This is a genomic window from Kitasatospora sp. NPDC058063, assembly GCF_042885395.1.
GTDB lineage: Bacteria > Actinomycetota > Actinomycetes > Streptomycetales > Streptomycetaceae > Kitasatospora > Kitasatospora lactacystinica.
The window spans coordinates 2,843-22,727 of record NZ_JBHVSD010000004.1; the positions used below are offsets into that span (position 1 = coordinate 2,843).

The following is a 19,885-nucleotide window of genomic DNA, read 5'->3' on the forward strand; positions in this document are numbered from 1 at the left end:
CCGGCGAAGGTACCGTCCCCGTTACCGGGCCACATGTACAGGTTGCCCGTCGCGTCCTCCCTCGCCATCAGATCCGCGTGACCGGTCCCCCGGAAGTCACCGGCGACCGTCTGCGAGAACGGACCCCACCCGTCGGTGACGAGCACCCGACCGGCGAAGGTACCGTCCCCGTTACCGGGCCACATGTACAGGTTGCCCGTCGCGTCCTCCCTCGCCATCAGATCCGCGTGACCGGTCCCCCGGAAATCACCGGCGACCGTCTGCGAGAACGGACCCCACCCGTCGGTGACGAGCACCCGACCGGCGAAAGTACCGTCCCCGCTACCGGGCCACATGTACAGGTTGCCCGTCGCGTCCTCCCTCGCCATCAGATCCGCGTGACCGGTCCCCCGGAAATCACCGGCGACCGTCTGCGAGAACGGACCCCACCCGTCGGTGACGAGCACCCGACCGGCGAAAGTACCGTCCCCGCTACCGGGCCACATGTACAGGTTGCCCGTCGCGTCCTCCCTCGCCATCAGATCCGCGTGACCGGTCCCCCGGAAATCACCGGCGACCGTCTGCGAGAACGCGCCCCAGCCGGCCGTCAGGTCGGTCCTGGCCGCGAAGGACCCGTCTCCCAGCCCCGCCCACTCGTACAGGTGCCCGTCCGAGTCGTCGCGGGCGACGAGGTCGCCGATGCCCTTGCCGTGGAAGGCTCCGGCCGTCGTCTGGGAGAAGGTGTGGGAGGGGCTGGTCGGGGCGGGCCGCGGGGTGAGGACCTCGGCGAGGGCCGCGTTCCCGTTGGTGGTGAAGTGCAGGTGGTCGGAGGAGACGTAACCGGCGAACGCGGCGCTCGGGTTGAGCGGGTCGCGGGTCGCCCGGTCGAAGTCGTGGAAGCCGTCGATAGCCGTCGTCGTGCGGATCCAGTCGTTGACGCACTGGCGCACCCGGTCGCGGGCGGCGGTGTAGTCGGTGTAGCCCTGGAAGGCGGGGATGGTGGCAACGGTGAAGCGCAGCCCGGCCGCGTGCGCGCGTGAGGCCAGCTGCTGGATCCCCGACTCGAGCGCGGAGTCGGAGGCGTCGTCCATCGTGATGTCATTGATGCCCTCGTAGAGCACGACGCTCCGCACTCCGGTCTGGGAGAGGACGTCCCGGTCGAAGCGGTTGAGCGCGCTCTGACCGAAGCCGACGCGTCCTCCCGTCCCGTCGGTGAGGATCCGGTTGCCGGAGATGCCCTTGTTGACGATGCCCTCGGGCGTCGGTCGGGCGCTGAGGGCGCGCCCGTAGTCATCGGTCCAGCGGGTGTTGGAGTCCTGGTTGGTGTGCCCGCCGTCCACCTGCGAGTCGCCGAGGGTGACCACCGTCCCGTCGCTGCCGGCGGCCGTGACGTCCAGGCCGTCGAGGAAGGCCCAGTAGGCGTACGGGGTGGAGAGGTTGGCGCCGCCCGTGTCCTGGGTGCGGTCGGCACCGTCGCCGGGGGCGGAGGTGTAGGAGGTGGTGAGCGTGTACGGGTGGTAGGGCGCGGTGGTGACCCCGTCGGGCAGCCAGAGGCTGACCAGCAGGTTCTCGTCTGCGGTGACCGGGAAGGCGACCGGGTCGCTGTAGACCTCGCCGCCGGGTGGGACGACGGTCCGGCCCGAACCGCCGAACGTCAGGGTGACCGGCGCGGCCGCCGCCGTGGCCGGGTTCCCGTTCCGGGCGGAAGTCCCGTCCTGGGCCGCGACGGTGACGTGCCCGATGGTCACCGGGTCCGGGCTGAAGGTGTTCACCAGGTGGATCCGGACGGAGCTGCCGCCGATGCTGGTGTGGACGACCATGCGCAGGGTCTGCCGCCCCGTCACGCCCGAGGATGCCGACGGTCCGGCCAGGCTCATGGCGGTACCCCAACTCCCCGTCCAGGCCGAGGACTCGGGGCGCGGCGCGCCCGGGCCCGACCGGAGCGCGGCGGGGACCGGCCCGCAGCCGGCGGCCGCGTTCGCCGGGGCCGCGGGCGGCAGGGCGGCGAACGCGCCGAGGACGACGGCGGCTGCCGTCATGGCGGACAGGCGGCCCCGCGGTGGGCGGTGGGCGACGTGCACAGGAGTCCTTTCGCCGGGTACGGAAAACCATTCCCGCATGGCTCGGGTGACGAAGAAGTGGCGGCGATCCGCTTCCCGAGGGAGGAGGCCCGAGAATGCGTCGAGAATTCTCGGAGCCGGCTCGCCATCCACCATGCAATCACTGCCGGCCCGGATTTCGCCAGGAGGAACATCAGGCGGAAACCATGGGGAAGTTCCAGCAGAAACCGCGCTGCACAGGCGAGATCGGCGGGAAGCAGACGGAGTGGCTCAATTGTCCGTCAGTCGACTGTCGTACCTGACGGGATTTGCGATATACCGTCTCGGGCACTTCTCGCCCTGCAATCCGCCAATCTCCTCCTGGCGTGATCACCTGCCGACCTCGAATCTCGAATGAGGGGAAATCACATGGCAATCGGACGACGGCAAATCCTCACCTCCCTCGCGCTGACCGCCCTCGCCGCACCCGTCCTGGCCAAGGGGGCCGCGACCCGCGCCTCCGCGGCCACGGGTACGGCCACGGGTGCGGGTACGGCCGCACGTATGGCCGCCGGCTCCGGGCCGCTGTTCATGCAGGTCGTCGCCCACGAGGACGACGACATCCTGTTCATGAACCCGGACCTGTCCAACGCACTCGCCAACGGCACGCCGTCCGTCACGGTGTTCGTCACCGCCGGAAACATCACCGGTGACCCGTGCGTGGGCGGCTGCTGGGACCCCGCCGGCGACCCACTGCGCACCTGGAACCGCCAGATGGGCGCCGTCAACGCCTACTCCCGGATGACCGGGGTCGGCGACAACGACCCGGCGACCGACGAGATCGGGCACTGGACGGCCGAGGCGTGGACGGTCGCGGGCAAGCAGGTCGAGCGGTACATGCTCAAGGACCGGCCGGTGCACCTGATCTTCCTCAACCTGCACGACGCCGGGCTCGCCAACGTGCTGAACGGCGGCACCGACACCACGGTCGTCCCGAAGGACAGCCCGCTGTCCGGGCCGTCGACCTACACGGCGGCGGACGTCGTCGAGGTGCTGCGGCAGATCATGGTGACGTACCAGCCGACCGTGCTCCGGGCCCAGGACGAACTCCCGGACACCCGCTACAAGGACGACCACTCGGACCACATCTCCGCCGCGAAGTTCGCGGGCGTGGCGGCGAGCCAGTACGGCGGCTCGCTGATCCAGGTGAACTACCGGGACTACAACATCAGCGACTGCCCGGTGAACCTCGACCCGGCGACGACCGGCGCCAAGGGCGTGTTCGTCTCCGAGTACGCCAGCCACGACCACTCGGGGAACTACGAAACCGCCTGGTTCTCCCGGATGTACTACCGCTGGTCGCGGGGCACCTCCTGGGCCGGACTCAACCAGGACGGCCGGCCGCAGGTCTTCGTCGTCCGGGCGGGCTCCCTCTACACGTACTGGCGCCAGGGGGACGGCAGTTGGGGCGGCCCAGCACGGTTCGCCGACCCGGGCGGGCGGCTCGCACCGGGTATCGCCGTCGGCACCAACGCCGACGGCCGGATGGAGGTCTTCGCCCGCCGCCTCACCGACCACCACATCGTCTCCGTCCCGCAGACCACGCCCAACGGCGTGTGGCGGGACAGCTGGGCCGACCTCGGCAACCCCAACGCCGGACTCGGCAACGAGGCCCAGGTCGGCGTGCCCGCGGTGGTCGCCTCCCAGGACGGCCGACTGGAGCTCTTCGTCAAGAACGGCGGCGGCGGCCTCAGCGCGATCCGGCAGACCAGCCCGAACGGCGCCTGGACGACCACCTGGGATGACCTGCACGGCACCGACATCCAGGACCCGGTCACCGCGATCCGCAACGGCGTCGGGAGGATCGAGGTCTTCGCCAGCACCCGCGACGGGGTCGTCAACTGGTGGCAGACCGCTCCGAACGACGCCATCAACGGCCCGGGGCCGATCCCGAACTCCCGGCCGGCCAGCCCGCCCAGGGCCGCGCTCGACCAGGACGGCCGCATCGAACTCGCCTACCGCGAGGCCGGCACCGGCGCGATGCTCGTCAGCTACCAGACCCAGCCCGGCGGACCGTGGAGCCAGTCCCCGACCGACCTCGGCGGCCACAAGGGCGTGGGCGAGCCGGCGATGGCCAACCTCGGCGGGCGGGTCGTCCTGTTCGAGCGCAATGCCGGCGGCGGCGTGAGCACCACCGCGCAGACCGCCCCGAACGCCGGCTACGGCGCCTGGCAGGACCTCGGCGGCACCGTCCTCGACTACCCGACCGCGATCGTCGACGGCGGCGGTGTCCTGTACGTGTTCGCCATTGGCACGGACGGCCGCGTCTACTACCGCACGGGCACGACGCCCACCAACCTCGGCGGCTGGCAGGGCATGCCCCTGTGACCGCCGGTCCCGTCGGCCGGTCGGACACCCTCCCGACCGGCCGACGGGCCGGGCCCGTGGGAGCGCCGGTGGAAGCGCCGGTGGGAGCGCTCTCACGGCGTGTAGGATGGCCACTCCCGAGAGTGAGCCACACCGGAGTGTGATCATGACCCGAACTGACAGGCCGGGCCCCGGTAGCACCCGGTCTGCCGCGCGACCGACGGTGGAGGACGTGGCCGCCCGCGCGGGAGTCAGCCGGGGAACGGTGTCCCGGGTCATCAACGGTTCGCCCAAGGTGAGCGCCCGGGCGAGGGAGGCCGTGGAGCACGCCGTCGCCGAGCTCGGCTACGTACCCAACCAGGCGGCACGGTCCCTGGTGACCTCGCGCACCGACGTCGTCGCCCTGGTCGTCCCGGAGAGTCTGGCGCGGCTGAGGTCGGAGCCGTACTTCGCGGATGTCATCACCGGGATCTCCGACGAACTCGCGTCGACCGACCTTCAGTTGCTGCTGACCCTGGTCCGCAACGAGGACGAGCGCGAGCGTCTGACGCGCTACCTCACCGCGCGTCGGGTCGACGGGGTACTCCTGGTCTCGGTGCGCCAGGACGACCTGTTGCCCGACCTGCTGGAACAGCTCGGGATGCCGGCCGTGCTGGGCGGTCGCCGGTCCGAGCGCGAATCGCTGAGCTACGTCCACGCCGACAACGCCGGCGGGGCCCGGGCGGCCGTCCGGCACCTGGTCGGGAGCGGCCGCACCAGAGTGGCCACCATCACGGGGCCGCTCGCCATGGAGGCGGCCGGGGCACGCCTGGCGGGATACCGGGAGGCGCTCACGGAGGCCGGCCTCGCTCCGGAGGACGCGCTCGTCGCCCACGGCGACTTCACCGAGGCGGGCGGCTACGCGGCGATGTGCGAGCTCCTGGCCGAAATGCCCACCCTCGATGCCGTGTTCTGCGCCTCCGACCTGATGGCCGTGGGCGCATTCCGGGCGCTGCGCGAGGCCGGGCGACGTGTGCCGGGAGACGTCGCCGTCGTCGGCTTCGACGACTCCGTCATCGCCCGTAGCACCGAGCCGCCTCTCACCAGCGTTCGCCAACCGACCGAGGCGATGGGGCGGTTGATGGTTCAGCTGCTGATCGAGGAGATCGCCGAACCCGGGCGGCCGCGTCGCCAGGTGATCCTTCCGACCGAACTGACGGTCCGCGCCTCGGCCTGACGGCCTCGGACGGCTTCGAACTGAACGGCCGTCACGTCCCGTTGTTCCGGTATGAGCCACTGCCGCGTGTCGCGGCTGACCTGGGCATGAGGTGCTGCTACGCTCCCGATGGGTGTGGGAGCGCTCCCACGCGCCAAGATCCTGGGGGGTGACGTGTCGAAGGCACAGCAAGGGGATTCGGCATTCGGGGGCATGCTGAGGACGCTTCGTCGTGAAGTGGGATTCACGCATGAGGAACTCGCCCGGCGTTCCCAGGTCAGTGTGAGGACGATCAGCGACATCGAGCGGGGCCGGGTGCGCCGACCACAGCGCCGCTCCGTCCAGCAGCTCGCGGAGGCGCTCGGCCTGGGGACCACGCGATTGGAATGGTTTCTCCGTGCCGCGCGAGCCGTTCCCGACAGCGGGCTCGATCAGCCGGACGGGAGCCGTCGCGAGACGCCGGCCGACGGAGAGGTGGACGGGAGCCGTAGCGAGACGCCGGCCGACGGAGAGGTGGACGAACAGCCGTCCGCGGTGGTCGTGATGGTCCTGCCGTTGACCGCGATCGGCGAGAACGGTCCGTGCTGTCGGCGCCGCCGACGCTGTCCGCAACCCCGCCCGACCGGGCCCCGACACGTGCGCCGGGCCGGTTGACGGCCGTCACGTGCGGCGGGCAGGCGCCGGCGGCCACGCGTCCGCCACGAGGACCCCGAACGCGTACGCCCGCCCCACCAGCGCCGTCCGGTTGGGGACGCGCCACCGGCGGCTCAGCCGGTCGAGGTGGTAGTTGACGCCGCCCGCGGTCAGGCCGCCCTCCCTGCCGATCCGGGCGGTGGTGTCACCCCAGGCGGCCACGGCCAGGATCCACGCCTCGGTCGGGCTCGCCTCGGCACGCGGCGCGGACGCCGGGGCCGGGGGCTCGGCTCGGGAAACGTCCCGAGGCCTCTGAGATCACCGGGTCCGGCTCCAGCGTTCGCCCGCCACCGGGCCGGTCGGCGATCCGGTACCCGTACGGCGGCTGCCCGCCCGCCCACCGGTCCGTCTCGCGCAGGTGCTTGTGCGCCGCGGTGACGCGGGCCTTGATCCGCTTGAGCTCCATCTCCGCGAAGATCGAGGCCAGCATCAGGAAGACCTCTGCCTGGATCAGGTCCGAGACCTTGCCCTCGTTGCCGTGCGTGTCCGAGAGCCGGGGCCAAGGTCTACGTCTGTGGCGATGGCGCCCGCATGGCCTCGACGTACGGGCCGCGTTCCACGCCCTCTACCTGAGCCACACCCCCAACGTGCGGGAGGACGACGCCGAGACGTGGCTCAGTCACTGATCGACGCCGGCGATACTTCCAGGGCGTGTACGCCGCTCGCTCAGGCACGAGGCACCGGCGCACGGTGACATCGGCGGGAGGTGAGTGCGGGGGTGGTCGGCCGGGGACTTGTCAGTGGGACTCACTAACGTTCGTCTCCTGATCATCAGTGCGAGGAGAGGGGCGGGGCTGTGCGGCGCTGGGAGTTCGTCGAGGGCGGCTCGGACAAGTTCTGGGAGGCCGCGGTCGACGGTGTCGCGGTGACTGTGCGGTACGGGCGGTCCGGTACGGGCGGGCGGGAGCAGGTCAAGGCGTTCCTGACCGTGGAGGAGGCGGAGGCGCACTTCGCCAAGGTGGTCGCCGAGAAGGAGCGCAAGGGCTACCGCGAGATCTGCGCGGGGGCGGGTACGGAGCCGGGTACGGCCACGGATTCGGTGCCCGTGGCGCAGCCCGGCGTGTCCGCGCCCACGGCCGAGGCCGCCGGTCCCGAGGACGAGGACGTCTTCGTCATGCCGGACGCCTGGCGTCGGGCCCTGATTCCGCGCCGGGGCGGCATTCCCCGGAAGCCGTCCGCGCCGGGGAAGGGCCCGGTGACCTCGTACCGCGACGGGCTGCGGCAGATGGGGGACTGGCTGGAGCAGACGCTCTCCTCGGAGCGCAGTGACCCGGAGCTGGTCGCGGCCGCCCGCGCCCACCAGTCCGGCAGCCGGGATCCGCTCGGTGCGGCAGTGCTCGCCTCCGTGTTCTCGTATCCCGGCAACAACGGGGTCCGCGTGGCCGTGGACGCCTGGGTGGCGGAGTTCGGCCTGCCGTTCGCGGCCAGGGCCACCGTCGAGCTGTTCACGACGGCTGTCGAAACCGACTGGATCCACCAGAGGTCCGTCCACCCCCGCGTCCGGCGCGGGGCCAACCAGAGGCACGGCGCTTACCGTCCCGCCGCGGACCGGGTCCGGTCGCTGCTGGCGGCGTGCGACGAGGAGACCCACCGCGCGGCGGTCGAGGCCCTGGCGGGCTGCCGGAACAATCTGACCCGCCTGGTGGTGGCGGCGTACCTGGTGCCGTCCGAGACCGCCTGGGTCGAGGAGTGCGTCGCGTCGGGCTCCCGTCTGGCCGCCGTCGAGTGGTCGATGTTGCTGTGCTCGCTCTCCTCGGCGGAACCGCTGGAGAAGCTCCCCCCGCTGCCGAGCCTGAGCTATAACGGTTGGTCCACCGAGATCATCGCGACCGTGGCCGAGGGCCTCGGCGGCGACGCAGCACCGGTGATGCTGCACGACCTGACCACCAGCTACCACAACAAGGACGGCAAGAAGCGGATCCTGGACGCGCTCGCCGAGCTCCCCTCCGACGAGGGCTTCCGGGGGCTACTGGCCCAGCAGGACGGCATCAAGTCCACCCGCGCCGCCCTCATGGCCGGTCTCCGCCGCTTCCCCCGGCGTGCCCTGCGCCTGCTCGCCGAGGCCGCGGCCACCTCCACCGACCCGGCCGCGCAGCAGCTCGCCCGGCAGCTCCTCACCGGCCACGTCGCCGTCCACCGCGCGACCGCGCTCGAACTGCTGCCGGAGCTGACGCCGGAGCAGGCAGCCCTGGTCGAGCCGCTCACCGACCTCGGCGAGCGGGTGCCGGAGGTCGGCCCCGACTCGCTGCCGGAGCTGTTCACCAGCCCGCCGTGGACGCGGCCGCGCTCCGCCGGCAAGCCCCGCGTGCTGACCGGCCTCAGCGCGCCTCGGGAACCGCAGATGCGGTGGCTGCCGGGTGAGCGCGAGGCGTGGGCGGCGACCTCCGAGTCCTGGTACACGAGCTGGTCGGACGACGACTGGCAGCGGGTCGCGGCCACGATCCGGGCCAGGATCGGGCAACCCGAGGACGCGCGGCTGCGCGGCGGACAGCACGCCGAGCTCGCGCTGTTCGCTTACGGCGACGAGGAGTTGGCCCGGCCCCTGCTCGCGCAGTGGCGCGCCGGTGAGCGTATCTGGCACTCCGGGGACTCCCTGCGCCGAGTCGCCGCCCGCTTCGGGACGGACGCCGTCGAACCGATCCGGGCCGCAGCGGCGGGGAACCCGGCCACGCACGCGTCCCTGCTGCTGCCGTACCTGGACGTCCGGGTGGCCGAGACGATGGCGGACTGGCTGGTGCGTCTCAAGTCGGCCGGGAGCACAGCGCGTTCCTGGTTCGTCCGGCACGGCGTGGACGCGGCCCGGCTGCTGGTTCCGGCCGCGGTCGGGAAGGCCGGAGCGGCCCGGCGCAACGCCGAGCAGGCCCTGCGAGTGATCGCCGAGGCGCACGGCGCGGCGGCGGTGCACGCGGTGGCCTGCGAGTACGGGCCGCAGGCGCAGGAGGCCGTGGGCGCACTGCTGTCGGCCGACCCGCTGGTGACCGCGCTCCCGGCGAAGCTGCCCCCGCCCTGCGACTGGACGGAGCCGGTGATGCTGCCGCAACTGCTGCTGTGCGGCAGCGAGGGCGCCCTGCCCGCCGAGGCGGTGCGGCACGTGCTCACCATGCTCGCGCTGTCCGCGCCCGGGGCGGTCTACCCGGGCCTCGACGAGGTGGCCCTGCTGTGCGAGCCGCGGTCGTTGACGGAGTTCTGCTGGGCGGTGTTCGAGCAGTGGCGGCTGGCCGGCATGCCTGCCCAGGACGGCTGGGCGCTGCACGTACTCGGCCGGTTCGGTGACGACGATACGGTCTGCCAACTGACGCCGGTGCTCCGCGCCTGGCCGGGCGAGGGGGCCCACCACCGTGCGGTGGACGGCCTGGAGGTGCTGGCCGCCATCGGCAGCGACGTCGCCCTGCTGCACCTGCACGGCATCGCACAGCGGGTGAAGTTCAAGGCGCTCAAGACCCGGGCCCAGGAGAAGATCACCGAGGTGGCGGCCGGTCTCGGCCTGACCGGGGAGCAGCTGTCCGACCGCCTGGTCCCGGACTTCGGGTTGGACGCCGACGGCACCACCGTCGTCGACTACGGCAGCCGGACGTTCACGGTCGGCTTCGACGAGCAGCTCAAGCCGTACGTTCGTGACGCGGACGGCGCCCGCCGCAAGGACCTGCCCGCCCCGGGGGCGCGGGACGACGCCGAGCTGGCGCCCGCCGAGCGCAAGCGCTTCGCCGCGCTGAAGAAGGACGTCCGCACGGTGGCGGGAGACCAGATCCGCCGCCTGGAGGACGCGATGATCACCCAACGCTCATGGACGGCGCAGGAGTTCGACCAGCTCTTCGTCGGGCATCCGCTGCTCTGGCACCTGGTGCGCCGCCTGGTGTGGCTGTCCGAGACGAACGGCACGGTGACGGCGTTCCGCATCGCCGAGGACCGCACCCTGGCGGACGTCCGGGACGAGGCGTTCGCGCTGCCGGCCACGGCCTCCGTCCGGCTGGCGCACCCGCTCCTGCTCGGCGACGGCCTCGCCGACTGGTCGGAGCTGTTCGCCGACTACGAGATCCTGCAGCCGTTCCGCCAGCTCGGCCGCCCGGTGTACGCGCTGACCGACGAGGAGCGGGCCGGCCACCGCCTCACCCGCTTCGAGAACGGTCCGGTGCTGCCCACCACCCGGCTGGTCGGAATGGAACGGCGCGGCTGGCGGCGCGGCGAGCCCCAGGACAACGGCGTCGAGCAGTGGCTGTCCCGCCGGGTCGGGCCCGACCTCTACGTGGTGATCGCCCCGGAGGAGGGCATCGCCGTCGGCATGTTCGACTCGTACCCCGAGCAGCGGGTGGAAACGGTGTGGCTCGACAGGCGCCCGGGCGACTACTGGACCCACAACCGCACCTTCCCGACCTTCGCCGAGCTCGACCCGGTGATCGCCTCCGAGGTGATCGCCGACCTCACCGAGCTGACCACGCTGTGACCCCTCGCCACCTCACCGACGACCACCCGGGAAAGGCCGCGGTGACCACGCCCACCACCGAGGAGGAGCTCCAGCGCCCGCCTGCCGAGGTCCGGTACGCCGAGGAGCTGGCCGCACTGCGCGCCGAGGACCGCGACCCGCGCCCGCCGGGCTGGGAGCTGAGCCTGCGCGCCGCCAGCCGGTTCATCGTCGGCGACCAGACGGCCGGCATCGCCCGCAAGTTCGTCGGCGATCCCGTCAGTCCCGCTCATCACGCACCCGACGCCGAGCTTGCAGCGCACTCCAGCTGTCCTGCGCGTGCTTGGAGTTCGGCGGGCAGGTACCAGCCTTCCGTGTCGGGTGTCATGTAGAGGCGGGTTCTGAGGCCGAGGAGGAGTTGGCGGCGGTGTTCCTGATCGGCCTGGGTCCAGGCATCGGCGAAGGTCTGGCCGGTCTCGGCCTCGACCCAGGCGGAGGGGCGTTGTGGGAGAGCGGCGAGGCGGCGGCGTTCGTCGACCAGGACTTCGAGGGCCTCGGAGTCCTCGTCGCCGCCGCCGGGGTGTGACGGTCGGCCGCCTCGCGGGCGCCGCCGCCTCCTCGGCGATCCCCTCCCGGTCCGCCGCCGTGGACCTGCCCGACCTCGGACTCGCCGCCGCCGGCTACGGCCTGCCCCTGCAACGCCTCGTTGTCGCCGACCGGGTGGGCGACCACGACTTCGGCGGAGCCTGGTTGGCGGACTGCTGCGGCGGGCCTCGGCTTCGGCGGTCGCGGGGCCGGTATCGCTTCCTGGCCGCGTGCCGCTCGGGTGCGCCGTACGCGGTGGCGGTCGACGAAACTGTGCTCGCTCTCGTCCTCGGTTGTTCCGGTCGAGGTCCGCGGCGACGACCCGCCCGCCCCGGCCAAGAGATGTCAGCCCCGCAGGATCTCGTACGCGGCCCAGGCGTCCAGCAGGGGCGGCACCACGGAGCGCCGCGCGGATGTGCGGGTGGCGCCGCGGAGCACGGCCGCGCGGACCTCGGCCGGGGCGGCCCGTGGGAAGCAGGACAGCAGCAGGGCGAGGGTTCCGGTGACGAAGGGGACGGCCACGCTGGTGCCCGAGAGCACGAGCGGGCGCTCGCCGGGGTTCAGGTGCACCACGGCCTGTCCCGGTGCGCCGACACCACGGGCGCCGATCGAGCCGCCGAGGTTGGACAGGCCCATCGGGCGGCCCGGGCCGTCGTACCCGACGACCGGGATGGTCCAGGGGTGCCGGGTCAGCACGGAGCCGCCCAGCCGGCCCTGGTTGCCGGCCGCGACGACGGTGAGCACGCCGCGCGCCGCCGCGTGGTCCAGGGCGGCCGTCAGCTCGCGGTGCCCGCCGCCGGACGGCCGCGCGGGCGCGACGCTCAGGTTGAGCACCCGGGCTCCGGCGTCGACGGCCTGGACTACGGCAGCGGCCAGCTCCTCGGCCGAGGCGCTCAGCGGGGTGGGACAACCGGCCGGTACGGCGGCCGGGTCGGCGCGGTGGCCGGCGAAGACGGGGCGGATCAGCAGGGTGCAGTCGGGGCAGATGCCGGGCGACGGCGAGGCGCGGTCGGCGCTCAACACGCCGGCGACGAAGCTGCCGTGCACGCAGGGACCGTCGCCGGCGGTCGCGCAGACCGACCCGGCCCCGGCCGTCCCGCCGGTGGCGTCCGGCCGGCCGGGCAGAACGCGCAACCGCCGCCCGGCGAAAGCGGGTTGTCCGACCGCGACCAGGCCGTCGAGCACCCCGACGGCGACCTCCGGCCGCCCGGCACTGCGCGCCATCAGCGGCGTCAGCCCGACCAGGTCGAGCGGTCTCACGCGCTCGGGTACGGCGGGCAGAGGGCGTAGCAGTCGCTCATGCAGTCGCGGCACTTGCGGCCGAGAGGGTCACGCACGCAGTACGGGAAGCAGGCCCCGCGGCACTCGGGGATGCAGATCGGGTCGATCACACTCCGCGAGCCCCTGCCCGCCCGTGCGGACGGCACCAGGACGTTCGCACGGGCCGGCCCGCCCCGGGACGGCCCCGGGCGGTAGTGCCCGCGGCTCCGGTAGACCGCCGCGTCGGCGGTGAAGCCCGGCGTCCTCATCGGTACACACCTCCTCAGAACGGGCCCACGTCGTCGACGGGGCCCGTACAGGCATCGAAGCAGGGGGAGTAGCACACGTCGCACCCCTCGCTGAGCGGGTTGTGGCAGAACGGTCGGCACCGGTTTTCGCACAGCACGGCGCACCTCTCCCACGTGGCGATGCCACCGTCTCGTCGGACGGCCCGGCCCTGTGGCACCACGCCCGCCCTCCCCCGTGCCGGGGCGCCGCGCCCCGGCCGATACCCTCCACTGCCCCGGTAGGTCACCGTGTCCGCGGTGAATCCCGGAATGCTCATCGTCGCTCACCTCACTTCGGCCCGGAGGCCGGTCAGTGGTCGTAGTAGGGCGCCAGCTTCGTCACCACGAAGGGGAACTCCTCGGTGCAGTCGAGCCGCACGAAGAACTTCTCGGTGACGTCGCTCTGGCGGTGCGTGTAGGAGAGCACCACGTCGAGGATCCGGCGGGCGCCGCTCAGTCTCGAGTCGCAGACCTCGACGGCGCTGAGCGCGGAGTTGGCCGCGAACGCCTCCACGGTCTTGTGGTAGATCCCCTGGTACCGGACGGCCAGGTAGTTGAGCGCGCGGTGCTCATCGGTGTCGCCGGCGTTGTCGCCCAGATGCAGGATCCGGCTGAGGAGTTCGTAGGAGGCGGACTCGAACCGGTCGGCCGGGATCTGTTCGGGCCGCTCGATCGCGCCGATCAGCTCAGCGCTGTCGAAGGAGTAGAGCTGGTCGAAAAAGACCACCGGGAGCGTCAGACCGTTGCAGAGCGACGGCGGCGCCAACGGCCCTCGCAGGCCGATCACCACGTCCAGGTCCGTCGGGCGCGGGTCGGGCCGGACGGCGTCCACCAGCAGCGCGATGTCGGCCGGATCGCGGGGGCGCAGCAGGTAGGTGTCGATGCCCTGGATGTTCAGCACGTAGCACAACTGCCGTGCGAGGTAGCGGTTCTCGGGCTGGGAGATGACCGAGTGCACGGTCTGGCGGTCGTTCAGCCCCGAGGCCTCCATGCGGCCGACGGCCTGCGCCAGCTCCTTCTCGATCCCCAGGCTCGGCAAGCGGAAGTCGATCTGGCCGATCGCGTAGACGAAGGCGGGCTGGTCCGGTGCCGAACCGATGGCCTCCGCCTGTGGCCCTTCGGCCGCGCCGGCGCCCGGACCGCCGCACCCGCAGGCCGGGGCGACCGGCGCGGACGCGGGTTCGAGGTGGCCGGGCGGATCCGTCCAGGCTCCGCCGTAGCCGGGGTCCGGTGCTGACTGCCCTCCGTCCGGCGGCGCTTCCGGCACCGGCCGCTCCGCTCCCGGTGGCTCCACCGCTCCCGTCGCGCGGGCCTGCACCGGCCCCGTCGCGCGGGCCTGCACCGGCCCCCTGACGTCCTGGTCCTGTTCCATCGCTGGCTCCTCGGAGGTCAGTTCCGCTGCCGTCGGCTCGGCCCGCCGGACACGACCAGCCGGCGGTTCAGCGCGGCGGCGCGCCGCTCGCACCCGCCGCAGGGCCGGATGCCCAGCGTCGAGGTGACCCGCTTGACGGCGTCGCCGAGCCCGATGTCCTGGTCCGTGACGAAGCCCGGCAGCCGGACCCGCCGCGGCGCACTCCCGGCGGCCCCCTGTTCGCGGCCATCACGCGTCCCGCCCGTCGTCATGCCGGATGCTCCCCACCTGGTGTGGGCGCAGGACGGACCCGCACGCCGAGACCGCTGCCGAAGACCGCGCCCCGCCGCACCGCACCGCACGAGCGCGCACCCGCGGCGTCCCGCACTTCCAGGCTGCGCCCGCGCCGCCGCCCGCGCGCCCCGGCGGGGCCCGGTGCCATGGCCTGGAAGGTGAGGGGACGGGCCGCCGTGGAGGAGCCGACCGGCTTCGGCCGCACAGCCTCACAGCCGCACATTCGGTCGTACACCATGGGACGCTCGACCGGTTCCACCCGCACCATGGATGAAGAGCGCCCCTGCGGCAAGGTTCTGCCCGTCCGTGACGAGGGCGAGGGCGTACCCATCCACTCCGAGCTCGGTCGCTGCTGGGTCCGGTCCGCGCACGGGCTCCTGCGTCCGTCACTCCGCGTTCCAACCGGCGATCAGGCGCACCAGAGAGGTACCGAGTGTGACCACGATTGCCTATGTGAAGATCCACCCCGCGATCGGTATCGCGCGGGTCGGCAACAGCGAGGAGTTCTTCTACGGGCCGGAAACGCCGGACGAGGATCCCAAGACCCCGGGCTCCTACAAGGAGGGCACCGGCAAGATCAAGCGACAGGCGGCGCGCTTCCGCGCCTACGGCTACGACAAGGACGGCAACGTCGTCAGGGAGATCCTGCACGGGCAGGACAAGGCCAGCATCGACTGGACGGTCCAGCTGGCCAACCACAAGGCCGCCTGGTACCAGTTCTCGCTCGCGCTGGACATCCCCGAGGCCCAGAACCTGGCGAAGGACCAGTACGGCCGACGCAATGCCACCTACAAGGGCAAGGACAGGGACAAACTGCGGATCACCCCTGATCCGCGAACGATCTCGGGTACGGGCCGGAGCGGCCAGAAGTTCGACACCGGGAAGATCGCCGGCAAGACCGTCTACCTGGGGGAACTGAGGACCGACGAGAAGGGGCGTCTCGTCGTCCTGGGGGGCAGGGGCGGCTCGGCCTCCTTCACCGAACCCCCGTCCGAGCTCACCACCTTCGGCAACAACGAGGGCTGGCACGACGACATCTCCGACGGACCGGTGACCGCCACCGTCAAGATCGACGGCAAGGCGGTCGAGGTGAAGCCGGCCTGGGTGGTGGTCGGGCCGCCGAACTACGCACCGGACGTCAAGGGCATCGTGACCCTCTACGACCTGCTGTACGACCTCTTCGCCCAGGGCGGGTACCCGACCGTCCCCCTGCCCTCCACCGTCGTCTTCGACGAACACATCAAGCCCTTGCTCCAGCGGTTCACCGGTCACCAGTGGGTCAACCAGGGATTCGCCGCGGAGTTCGGCTGGCAGGGTCCCAACGACTTCACCTCGCCCCGACTGCTCGCCGTCCTCGGCAGCAAGAAGGAGCAGTACCGGGAGCTGAGGCAACGCGTGTACTACCAGATGCGCAGCTACGACCGGGACGGCCTGTCCCCGCTGCCCTGGCCCTGGCTCTACGGAGACGCGATGGCCGTCCCCGCACAGTCCCCGCGCCAGTACGGTGTCCTGACCCGGACCCAGGAACAGATGCTGGAACAGTGGGTTCAGGGGAACTTCGACGACAAGACCAAGCACACCACCTACACGTCGCTGGAAGCCGCGCCCCTCGCACAGCAACCCGGGCTGCTGGACCGAGCCGCCCTGGACTACTGCCTCGCCGACGCCTTCCACCCCGGCTGCGAGGTCACCTGGCCGATCCGCCACGACACCCTGTACACGGAGCCGTTCCGCATCCGCCACCGCGCGGCCGGCGAGACCGAACACGACTACGGCGACCACCTCACACCGCAGCTCGCCCTGTCGGCCCATGGCCCCCTGCACGGCCAGGGTCCCGGCGGCCTCACCCGCTGGATGGGTGTCCCCTGGCAGACCGACACCGCCAGTTGCCGCTCCGGCTACGAGCTCCGCGCCAACATCGGCCCCCGTTACAGCCCCTACCTGCCCTCCTTCTGGCCGGCCCGGGTGCCCAACCACGTGCTGAAGAAGACCGACTTCGACACGGTCAACCAGAAGCCCAACGGCACCGTCACCGACGACCGGCGCGCCGAGGCCTTCGAGAGACGCGCCGTGTGGCTGCGGTTCCTGTCCCCGGACAAGAAGACGGGCCTGAAGGACATGGTCGCCGGCTGGTCCAAGTTCGGCATCGTCGAGACCAACGCCTACACGGTGGACGACAAGTTCCCGGCCGCGATCCTGGTGGAGTCCACTCCCGACCCCTCGCTCCCCAAGGTCGACGACCACCAGAACCGTGTCAACATCCACGTGCGCGAGTCCGGCCACCCCCAGCTCTCCGAGACCCAGCGCACCGCGGTCGACGAGCGGGCCGCCAACGAGATCGCCCGGTCCACCGGGTTCCGGCCCGAGGAGATCTCGGCCGGCTACATCGCCAAGGTCGACCCCTTCCGGGACGCCGGATGACCACGGCGGCGCCCACCGACGACCACTGCGCGCGGCAGCACCCGAGGTACGACGCCGTCGTCGCGGGCGGCGGCCCGGCGGGCGCCGCCGCCGCCCTCACCCTGGCCCGGGCAGGCCGCACGGTGCTGCTCGCCGACGCCGGCAGCGGCCCCCCGAAGACCGGCGAATCCCTCGTCCCCGTCGCCCAGTTGATCCTCCGAGACCTCGGCGTCGACATCCGATCCCTCGACGCGGACCACCGCCAGTGCCACGCCACGCTCTCCGCCTGGGGCTCACCCCACCTGCACCGCACGGACTTCCTCACCGACCCGTACGGGCACGGCTGGCACCTCGACCGGCCCGTCTTCGACCGCCTGCTGCGTACCCACGCCGAGGCCAACGGGGTGAAGGTCACCGAACGGACCACGGTGAGCCACCCCGTACCGCAGCCGGACAGCGGATGGCAGGTGACGCTCCGGGCCGACGGCGCGGAGCACAGCGTGCGGTGCCGCTGGCTGGTCGACGCCACCGGCCGCCGAGCCTCGCTCGCCGCCCGCTGCGGGGCCCGTCGCCGCCGCTACGACCGGCTGGTCGCCGTCCACCTGAGACTGGCACACGACGCCTCCGACATCGAGGAGGCCTCGCTGGTCGAGTCCGGCCCTGACGGATGGTGGTACACCGCGCCGCACTCCCCCGCCCACCGCCTGGTCACCTACTTCACCGACACGGACCTCTCGCCCCCCGGCCTCCGGGCGACCCGGACGTTCCTCGACCGGCTCGCGGCCACCCGACACACGGCCGAACGCGCCCGCGGCCGCCAGGCCCTCGCCGGGGCGTCCCCGCGCCGGTGCGCCGCGCACACCGCGCGGCTGGAACCGCTGGCGGGCGAGGGCTGGATCGCGGCCGGGGACGCGGCGATCGCGCTCGACCCGCTCTCCTCGCAGGGCGTCCTCACCGCTCTCTACTCGGGCCTGTGCGCCGGCCGGGCAGTCGAGGCCCTGTTGTGCGGTGAAGCCGACGCGCTCGACACCTACACCGCACAGCTCGGCGAGACCTTCGAGGCCTACGCGTACGGCCACCGCGAGATCCACGCCCACGAAGACCGCTGGTCCGACCGCCCGTTCTGGCAGCGCCGCCGATCACCACTGCCGCTCAACGCACTGTAGAGGGCATGTCCTCGCGACGGCTCAGTATTCCGTCAGGCTCCGGTAGTCGAGCCGGCGCGACCTCCCGCCGATCCGTCCGGTGACGTGCACGTCATCTTGGTCCTTCGCCCCCAGGAGGGCTGGTACACCGACGCCCCGACCGCATCCACGTTTGCGGCCGGCCGTGATGGCCGCCCACGTGCCGTCCCGGATGACGGTCGCCCGCAGGGCGCCCGGCCCAGGACAACGCGGCCGATCCGCAGGACGGATGGGAGAGGCCTCACGCCGGTCGACGAGCCGGCCGAGCCCACCGGGGACGCCGGCTCTCGGCCCACTGCCGCGGGGCCGGAAACGCCTCGTACGACCGGCGTCCCGGAAGCGACCGCTCCGCCGCGAAGGCGGTGGAGGCCCATGTCGCGCGTGCCGCCACCCACACCGGGCGCTGGTCCGACCCCGCGCCCGGCCACCGCCCTGGCATGCATGGCCTTCGCATGGCGCGAGGCTGGATCGCCTTCCTGCCAAGGGAGATCGGGCGAAGGGACCGCCCGCGCCCACAGCCTGCGACCCACGACCCGGCCGCGCCCGGCCGCGACCCGCCTCGGCCCGGTAACCACCGGGGCGGCCTCGCCGTCGAGCCGTTCGAGCGCAGAACGACGGAGCAGGTGCACACCCCGACCACGACGGAATCCAGCCGAGGCCTCGGCATGGCGTCGGACCGAAGGTAGTATCGGTTCCCGCACTGACTGACTGTCAAGTGCACGCTATTCATCGGAACTTGCTGGCGGGGGCGTCAGCCGACCCCTCAGGTGGGAGCGACGTGGGAAGTCGCGCCGAGCCGCGCCCCCCCTGTTCCCCACCCTCCGCACCGGAACCGGCCACCGAATCCGGTAAGAACCAGAAAGCGTCCATTGGTTGCCATCGCACATTCCGAGCTCGACGTCTTTCCACTCTGCCTCGGCGGCAGCGTCTTCGGATGGACCGTCGACGAGCCGACATCCTTCCGCGTCCTCGATGCCTACGCCGCCGCGGGCGGGAACTTCATCGACACCGCCGACTCCTATTCCCAGTGGGCCCCCGGGAACACCGGCGGGGAGTCCGAGTCCATCCTCGGCAACTGGCTGGCCGCGCGCGGTCAGCGGGACCGTTTCGTCATCGCCACCAAGGTGGGCCGACTGAACGGACTGTCCGGGCTCACGGCGAAGGTCGTCCACCAGGCGGTGGAGGAATCCCTGCGCCGCCTGCGGACGGATCATATCGACCTCTACTACACGCACGCGGACGACCCGGAAACTCCCCTCGAAGAGACCCTCACCGCACTCGACACGCTGATCACGGCAGGGAAGGTGCGCCACATCGGCGCCTCGAACATCAGCGGCCCCAGGCTGGCCGAATCCCTTGAGGTGTCGAAGAGTTCGGGGCTCGCCTCGTACGTGGCGGTCCAGCCTCCCTACAACCTCATGGAACGCGAGCCCTTCGAGAGTGGGATCGCCCCGGTCTGCGAGCGCGAGGGCGTCTCCTGCGTCCCGTACTTCGCCCTGGCGCAGGGCTTCCTGACGGGCAAGTACCGCGAAGGCGCACCCGCCGTTCCCAGCGTCCGCAGCGACGCGGCACGACCGTACGGCGAAACGCCCCGCGGCCGCGCGGTGCTCCGGACGCTGGACACGATCGCCGCCGAGCACGGCACCGCCCCCGCCGCGGTGGCCCTGGCCTGGCTGAGGGCGCAGCCCCATGTCGTCGCTCCGCTCGCCAGCAGCAGGACGCCCGAGCAGCTCGCCGAACTGATCCCGGGGGCGACCCTGGAACTCTCCCCGGCCGAGGTTCACTCGCTGGATCTCGCTTCACGGACCACCGCGGCGGACCACCGTGCGCATGTCGACTGAAGGAGGAGGAG

At 72.2% G+C, this 19,885-nt stretch carries 16 protein-coding genes; 9 read left to right on the top strand and 7 right to left on the bottom strand.

Annotated features, from left to right (window positions below; translation table 11 throughout):
* On the bottom strand, positions 1-2,018 hold a 2,018-nt coding region (locus ACFVUY_RS08210), incomplete at its 3' end, for an FG-GAP-like repeat-containing protein (protein ID WP_387728238.1).
* Positions 2,019-2,447: 429 nt separating this feature from the next.
* On the opposite strand from ACFVUY_RS08210, the gene ACFVUY_RS08215 reads away from it, so the two are divergent.
* The 3 genes from ACFVUY_RS08215 (at position 2,448) to ACFVUY_RS08225 (ending at position 6,234) form a co-directional block, all read left to right on the top strand.
* Entirely contained in the window at positions 2,448-4,406 is a 1,959-nt protein-coding gene (locus tag ACFVUY_RS08215) for a PIG-L family deacetylase (RefSeq protein ID WP_387728240.1), read from the top strand.
* 145 nt (positions 4,407-4,551) lie between these two features.
* A complete protein-coding gene (locus tag ACFVUY_RS08220) occupies positions 4,552-5,601 on the top strand; it encodes a LacI family DNA-binding transcriptional regulator (protein ID WP_387694179.1) in 1,050 nt (349 codons plus the stop codon).
* Positions 5,602-5,754: 153 nt separating this feature from the next.
* Positions 5,755-6,234, top strand: coding sequence for a helix-turn-helix domain-containing protein (locus ACFVUY_RS08225; protein ID WP_387728242.1), 480 nt, complete (start codon positions 5,755-5,757; stop codon positions 6,232-6,234).
* A 6-nt stretch (positions 6,235-6,240) separates the two neighbouring features.
* On the opposite strand, the gene ACFVUY_RS08230 is transcribed toward ACFVUY_RS08225, so the two are convergent.
* Both ACFVUY_RS08230 and ACFVUY_RS08235 read right to left on the bottom strand, forming a co-directional pair.
* Entirely contained in the window at positions 6,241-6,435 is a 195-nt protein-coding gene (locus ACFVUY_RS08230; protein ID WP_387694177.1) for a hypothetical protein, read from the bottom strand.
* Positions 6,419-6,703: a hypothetical protein gene (locus ACFVUY_RS08235; protein ID WP_387694176.1), complete on the bottom strand. Its 285-nt coding sequence runs from the start codon at positions 6,701-6,703 to the stop codon at positions 6,419-6,421. The genes ACFVUY_RS08230 and ACFVUY_RS08235 overlap by 17 nt, the downstream gene beginning before the upstream one ends.
* Positions 6,704-7,069: 366 nt before the next feature.
* Here ACFVUY_RS08235 and ACFVUY_RS08240 point away from each other — a divergent pair, with 366 nt between their 5' ends.
* The 3 genes from ACFVUY_RS08240 to ACFVUY_RS08250 are packed head-to-tail and all read left to right on the top strand — an operon-like array spanning position 7,070 to position 11,258.
* Positions 7,070-10,714, top strand: a complete 3,645-nt coding sequence (locus tag ACFVUY_RS08240) for a DUF4132 domain-containing protein (RefSeq protein ID WP_387728244.1) — start codon at positions 7,070-7,072, stop codon at positions 10,712-10,714.
* Complete coding sequence (locus tag ACFVUY_RS08245; RefSeq protein ID WP_387728246.1) at positions 10,711-11,064, top strand: hypothetical protein; 354 nt, start codon at positions 10,711-10,713, stop codon at positions 11,062-11,064. The genes ACFVUY_RS08240 and ACFVUY_RS08245 overlap by 4 nt, the downstream gene beginning before the upstream one ends.
* A 35-nt stretch (positions 11,065-11,099) precedes the next feature.
* Positions 11,100-11,258 (top strand): hypothetical protein, encoded by a 159-nt coding sequence (locus tag ACFVUY_RS08250; protein ID WP_387728248.1) that lies wholly within the window; start codon positions 11,100-11,102, stop codon positions 11,256-11,258.
* A 344-nt stretch (positions 11,259-11,602) separates the two neighbouring features.
* Here the strand turns inward: ACFVUY_RS08250 and ACFVUY_RS08255 are convergent, their stop codons facing one another.
* The 4 genes from ACFVUY_RS08255 to ACFVUY_RS08270 all read right to left on the bottom strand — a co-directional run bounded on the left by ACFVUY_RS08255 (position 11,603) and on the right by ACFVUY_RS08270 (position 14,427).
* Positions 11,603-12,517 (bottom strand): S8 family serine peptidase, encoded by a 915-nt coding sequence (locus ACFVUY_RS08255; protein ID WP_387728250.1) that lies wholly within the window; start codon positions 12,515-12,517, stop codon positions 11,603-11,605.
* Positions 12,514-12,786 (bottom strand): hypothetical protein, encoded by a 273-nt coding sequence (locus tag ACFVUY_RS08260; protein WP_387694171.1) that lies wholly within the window; start codon positions 12,784-12,786, stop codon positions 12,514-12,516. Before ACFVUY_RS08260 ends, ACFVUY_RS08255 begins: the two co-directional genes overlap by 4 nt.
* A gap of 328 nt (positions 12,787-13,114) precedes the next feature.
* Positions 13,115-14,176: a hypothetical protein gene (locus ACFVUY_RS08265; protein WP_387694170.1), complete on the bottom strand. Its 1,062-nt coding sequence runs from the start codon at positions 14,174-14,176 to the stop codon at positions 13,115-13,117.
* A gap of 17 nt (positions 14,177-14,193) precedes the next feature.
* Positions 14,194-14,427 (bottom strand): hypothetical protein, encoded by a 234-nt coding sequence (locus ACFVUY_RS08270; RefSeq protein ID WP_387728252.1) that lies wholly within the window; start codon positions 14,425-14,427, stop codon positions 14,194-14,196.
* A 457-nt stretch (positions 14,428-14,884) separates the two neighbouring features.
* Here ACFVUY_RS08270 and ACFVUY_RS08275 point away from each other — a divergent pair, with 457 nt between their 5' ends.
* The 3 genes from ACFVUY_RS08275 to ACFVUY_RS08285 all read left to right on the top strand — a co-directional run bounded on the left by ACFVUY_RS08275 (position 14,885) and on the right by ACFVUY_RS08285 (position 19,874).
* Entirely contained in the window at positions 14,885-16,870 is a 1,986-nt protein-coding gene (locus tag ACFVUY_RS08275; RefSeq protein ID WP_387728254.1) for a LodA/GoxA family CTQ-dependent oxidase, read from the top strand.
* Positions 16,867-18,015, top strand: a complete 1,149-nt coding sequence (locus ACFVUY_RS08280; protein ID WP_387728256.1) for an NAD(P)/FAD-dependent oxidoreductase — start codon at positions 16,867-16,869, stop codon at positions 18,013-18,015. Before ACFVUY_RS08275 ends, ACFVUY_RS08280 begins: the two co-directional genes overlap by 4 nt.
* 887 nt (positions 18,016-18,902) lie before the next feature.
* The gene (locus tag ACFVUY_RS08285) at positions 18,903-19,874 is read left to right on the top strand and encodes an aldo/keto reductase (protein WP_387728258.1); all 972 of its coding nucleotides are present in this window, start codon (positions 18,903-18,905) and stop codon (positions 19,872-19,874) included.
* The last annotated feature ends 11 nt before the right edge of the window (positions 19,875-19,885 follow it).